Here is a 4,702-nt window from a genome sequence, read left to right on the forward strand (position 1 = left end):
TCTCACGCTCTCGTTTCTGCGCCGGTTCGCGGCGGCTCACGCGCGGCTCGCCGGGCGTCGGGCCGGCATCGCGCGCGTGCGGCCGGATTGCCATCGCCACGGACCCGAATTCGGCGCAGCTGTCGTCGAAGAGCGGCAGCGTGCCGACCGCGATCAGTTCGGCCGGCCCGTCGCCGACATTCGCGACGCGATGGCGCTTGCGCGCGTCGAAATGCAGCGAGTCGCCGGGCGACAGCGGGTAATCCTTCTTGCCGATCGTGTAGCAGACGCGGCCGGTCAGCACGTACACGAACTCGTCGCCGCCGTGCGCGACCCATTCCGAACGGTAGCCCTCCATCATCCGGACCTTGAGCGCGTGGATCTGACTGCCGTCGAAGGTGGTGGACAGCCGCTCGTACCATTGCGACGTGGCGTCGACCGCGTACGGTTCGCGGCGGCCCGCGCGCGAGTCGGGCTGCGCCTGGCGCGGCTGCTCGATCAGCGTGCCGAGCGGCACGTTCAGCGCCTTCGCGACGTTGACGAGCGACGACAGCGAGATGCCGGTGAGATGGCGCTCGACCTGTGACAGGAATCCGATCGACAGGTTCGCCTCGGTCGCGACTTCCAGCAGCGTCTTCTTCGCTTCCCGGCGCAGGCGCCGAATGCGCTGGCCGATACGCATGAGGTCTGAATCCATGAATCTCTTTCGTGACAACGAGTCGGGAGGCGAGCGGAGGGGCGGTGCAGTCGCCGGGACGTTGCGTTCCGCGAAGCGCACGAAGCACGGCCGTCGGGACGGCAATGCCGGCGCATTGTACCGCGCGGTGGCGCCCGCACGACGCCACGCCGCGCATGGCCGGGCCGCCCGCGCGCGCCGTGCCGGTAATTTTAGCCCTACGAAAATTTTGGCTTGACCTCAATTTCAGCGTGCTCTAGATTCTGTCGCACGCATCAAACAAAGTTAAGTGAGACAAAAATTTTTCCCGAGATCGGCCGCCGGAACGGCGCTGCGGCGCCGCGGCCCGGCTGCCCGCAGGGCCGCGCGTCGTCCGCGCACGGGCGGCGCGCCGCGTCAGGCGTGCGCCGTGTCGCGTGACACCGCCGGCTGCCGACAACAATCAAATAGCGGGTATCCGATGATCGATCGACTGAAATACAGCTTCTCCGGCCTTCCCTCGTATGACGCGTGCGTCGCCGACACGCAGCGCAGCCTGTCGCGCGTGCTCGACGCGCTGCGGCTCGACGCCGTGGTCGTCACGTCGCAGGACGAATACATCACCGAATACCTGCCGCGCAGCAACAACCCGCGCTACGCGCTGTCGGGCTTCGACGGCTCGGCCGGCTGCGGGATCTTCCTGAGCGCGGCGACCGCGCAGGCGCTCGGCGTGCCGCCGTTCGTGTTGTTCGTCGACGGCCGCTATCACCTGCAGGCCGAACAGCAGTGCGACCCGGCGCAGGTGCGGATCGAGAAGCTCGGGATGAACGTGACGATCTGGCAGGCGCTGGCCGACTGGCTCATCGCGCACGCGAGCCGGCTCGCGCGGGTCGGCTACGACGCGCTGCGGATCAGCGTCGCGCAGCGCGACCGGCTGGTCGAGCAGACGCAGCCCGCGTCGCTCGACTGGACGAGTCTCGGCGAGCGCGAGATCGACCGCGCGATCGCGCTGCCGGGCTGGGTGGTCGAGCGGCCGATCTTCGAGCTGCCGGACACGATGACCGGCGCGAGCGTCGCGCAGAACCTCGACACGCTGAACCGCCGGCTCGCCGCGCACACCGGCGCGGCGCCCGGCAAGACGGCGTTCTTCACGTGTGCGTCGGACGATCTCGCGTACCTGCTGAACAGCCGCGGCTACCACATCCCGAATGTGTCGTCGCACCTGGGCTTCCTGTTCGCGGTCGGCACCCAGGTCGCGCTGTTCCTGCCGGAAGGCTGCGACCGGTGCCCGGTCGCGCTGGCGTCGTATCCGGCGCTGCACGTGATCCGGCGCGACTTCGCCGAACTCGAGCGCTTCCTCGCGTCATGCGCGGTCGACCACGTGTGCTACGGCTTCGAATCGGTCAACTGCGCGCTCGTCGAGTCGGTGCGCCGCGTGTGGCCGCATGCGCGCCACGCCGATTTCAACCCGGTCGAGGCGATGCGGGCCGGCAAGACGCCGGCGGTGCTCGACCGCTTCCGCGACGCGTTCGCGCGCAGTTCGGCGGCGATCGCCGAAACGATGCGCTGGGCGAAGGCCGGCGAGCCAGGGCGGCGCCATACCGAATACGACCTGGCCCGCACGATCAACGACGCGTACGGCGCCCGCTCGGCGGTCGCGCTGACGTTCCCGTCGATCGCGGCGAACGGCGCGAACAGCGCGTTCGCGCACTACACGACGGCGAGCGCGGAGGTCGAGCTGACGGAGGGCGAACTCGTGCTGCTCGACAGCGGCGCGTATTACGACGCCGGTTTCGCGACGGACTGCACGCGGGTCGTGCTGCGTCGCACGCGGCCGGAAACGGTCGCGCAGCCGTGGCAGCGCGAGATCTATACGGTCGCGCTGAAGGCCTGCATCAAGGGGCTCGTCACGCGCTTCCCGAAGACGGCGACGGGCGGCGACGTCGATGCGGCGGTACGGCAGGTGTGCCGCGACCACGGCTACGATTTCGGCCACGGCACCGGGCATGGCGTCGGGATCCACGTCCACGAGGGCGGCGTGCGGTTCGCGCCGGGCGCGAAGTACGGGCTGGTGCCGAATGCGGTGATTTCGGTCGAACCGGGCATCTACGTGCCGGGCAAGGGCGGCGTGCGGATCGAGAACATCGTGATCGTGCGCGCGGACGACGACGCGTCGGACACCGTCTCGTTCGAGAACATCGTCACCGTCGGCTACGACTGGGACCTGATCGATATCGAGCTGCTGGACGACGACGAGCGTGCGTACCTGCGCGACTACGAACGGCTTTGCGTGGAACGCGGCACGCAGGTCACCGCGTGTCCGCTGCTGTAAGGCGGGAAAGGCGCTCGCGGCCGCAGCCGGGCCGCGCGGTGCGCGGCCGGCGCGTCGGAGCGCCGGCATGATCGGTACGTCGGAGCGTCGGCGTGATCAGTACGTCGGAGCGTCGGCGTGATCAGTACGTCGGAGCGTTGGCGTGATCGGTACGTCGGAGCGTCGGGGTGATCGGTACGTCTATGCGCCGGCGTGCTCGATACGTCGGTGCTTCAGCGCATCAGTGCCGACACGCGCCCGTCGGGCCCGTAGACGCCGGCCGGCGCGGGGGCCGAGCGCAGCACCGCGAGCGCGCGCTCGTTGTAGTCCATCCGGATTCGGATCAGCATCCCGTTGGTCGCATTGGCCTGGCGCGCGCGTTCGGCGGCCTGCAGCAGGAGTTGCCAGCGGCCCGCGAGGCGTGCATCGCGCTCGGCGGCCTGGTCCATGCCTTTCTTGCCGGCCGGAAAGCCGAGCGCGGACAGCTGCGTGTCGCGCGTGCGCTCGAGCTGCGCGAGCCGGTCGATCAGCACGCTCTTCTTCTCGACGATGCCGGGCAGCATGTCGAGCGGCTCCGGTGTCGTGAGCGCCTTTTCCTCGTAGGCGAGCAGGGACGCGAACGCTTCGACCGTCGCGTGTTCGTCGTTGACCGTGGCCAGCAGCTCTTCTCTCATCGCGTCATGCTCGTCGCGCCGGCACGCGGTGGCGCATGCCGGCAAACCAGGGGACCGGTCAGGGCGTGACGGGCCCCTGGCCGGCTCAGTTGCCCTGCGAGCGCTGCTGTTGCAGCAGGTCGCGGGCGGTATTCAATACGCCGTCGGCGATCTTGTTCACGTCGATCGTCAGCGTGCCGTCGTTCAGCGCGTCCTTGATCGACTGGACGAGGGCCGTGTCGATGTCGGCGCTGCCCGAGGCCGACTGCGAACGCAGCTGGCCCGACAGACCCGACAGGTTCACGGTCGTGTCGCCGCCGGTCGATCCTGCGTCGGCCGCCTGCGCGGACGACGACGAAGCCGCGCCGGATTGCGCGCGGGTCGCGCCGTTGCCGGTCGACGCGAGGGGGCTCGGTTTCGGAGTGGAATCGATCTTCACGATGGGTTTCCTGTACGGTATGACCCAGATAACGGCCGGGTCGGCCCGAACTTTAGCATCGTGAGCCCGAAATTCTCCGAATAAACAATTCTTTGCAATCTTGCAGCGGGATCCGCCCCTACAGCGGAATTTCCACGGTGCCGGCGTCCTTGACGATCGCCGTGACGATCTGCCCCGCGGCCATCCTCACTCGCACCGACTGGCCCGGCGCCGCATTCGCGAGCGCGTTGCCCTCGGCCGAGATCGTGAAGCCGGGCCCGGCCGCGACGACCCGCACCGTCTGGCCGGCCGACACCGACGCGGCGCTCTTCAGCATGTCCTGGCGCAGCGGCAGCCCGGCCGAGATCCGGGCCAGCGCGGTCGCGCCGACCGCCTGCGCGGGATCGGTGATCACCGCGAGCGGCAGCACCGTCAGGTCGCCGTCGCGCGCGACGAGGTCGGCCGCGGTGAGCGGCTCGCTGGGCGCGATCTGCCGCGCGGCGACGTAATAGGTGGCCTGCACGGCAACCTTCGCCTGCAGGTAGACGGTCCACGGCCGTTCGCCCGCGCAGCGCACGCCGACCGTCGTGCGGCCCCAAAGGCGCGCACCGGTCGGCAGGAACGGCTCGAGCGTCGTGCACGCGGCGAGCCCGAGCGGAAACGCGGCCGCGACGGTCGCGGTGGTC

Annotated in this window: 5 protein-coding genes; 1 reads left to right on the forward strand and 4 read right to left on the reverse strand. The window is 69.5% G+C overall.

Annotation, left to right across the window (positions count from 1 at the left end; genetic code table 11):
- A partial coding sequence (locus F3J14_RS33595; RefSeq protein ID WP_166726578.1) for an XRE family transcriptional regulator occupies window positions 1-676 on the reverse strand: 676 nt, incomplete at its 3' end.
- 439 nt (window positions 677-1,115) lie between these two features.
- Between F3J14_RS33595 and F3J14_RS33600 the strand changes: the two genes are divergently transcribed.
- The gene (locus F3J14_RS33600) at window positions 1,116-2,966 is read left to right on the forward strand and encodes a M24 family metallopeptidase (RefSeq protein WP_166726580.1); all 1,851 of its coding nucleotides are present in this window, start codon (window positions 1,116-1,118) and stop codon (window positions 2,964-2,966) included.
- Between the two features lie 212 nt (window positions 2,967-3,178).
- On the opposite strand, the gene F3J14_RS33605 is transcribed toward F3J14_RS33600, so the two are convergent.
- The 3 genes from F3J14_RS33605 to flgA all read right to left on the reverse strand — a co-directional run.
- Window positions 3,179-3,619 carry a flagellar protein FlgN gene (locus F3J14_RS33605; protein WP_006755733.1) on the reverse strand — a complete coding sequence of 147 codons (441 nt, stop codon included), beginning with the start codon at window positions 3,617-3,619 and terminating at the stop codon, window positions 3,179-3,181.
- 85 nt (window positions 3,620-3,704) lie between these two features.
- Window positions 3,705-4,037, reverse strand: a complete 333-nt coding sequence (gene flgM, locus F3J14_RS33610; RefSeq protein ID WP_166726582.1) for a flagellar biosynthesis anti-sigma factor FlgM — start codon at window positions 4,035-4,037, stop codon at window positions 3,705-3,707.
- Window positions 4,038-4,155: 118 nt separating this feature from the next.
- Window positions 4,156-4,702: flagellar basal body P-ring formation chaperone FlgA (gene flgA / locus F3J14_RS33615; RefSeq protein WP_166726583.1), on the reverse strand; the 547-nt coding region annotated here is incomplete at its 5' end.

Origin of the sequence: Burkholderia sp. Tr-862 (assembly GCF_011753085.1) — a bacterium.
GTDB classification, from domain to species: Bacteria; Pseudomonadota; Gammaproteobacteria; order Burkholderiales; family Burkholderiaceae; genus Burkholderia; species Burkholderia ambifaria.

Bases quoted from the DNA above. Each gene is read 5' to 3' on its own strand.
- F3J14_RS33600 (WP_166726580.1), top strand. From the start codon at position 1,116: ATGATCGATCGACTGAAATACAGCTTCTCCGGCCTTCCCTCGTATGAC.
- F3J14_RS33605 (WP_006755733.1), bottom strand. From the start codon at position 3,619: ATGAGAGAAGAGCTGCTGGCCACGGTCAACGACGAACACGCGACGGTC.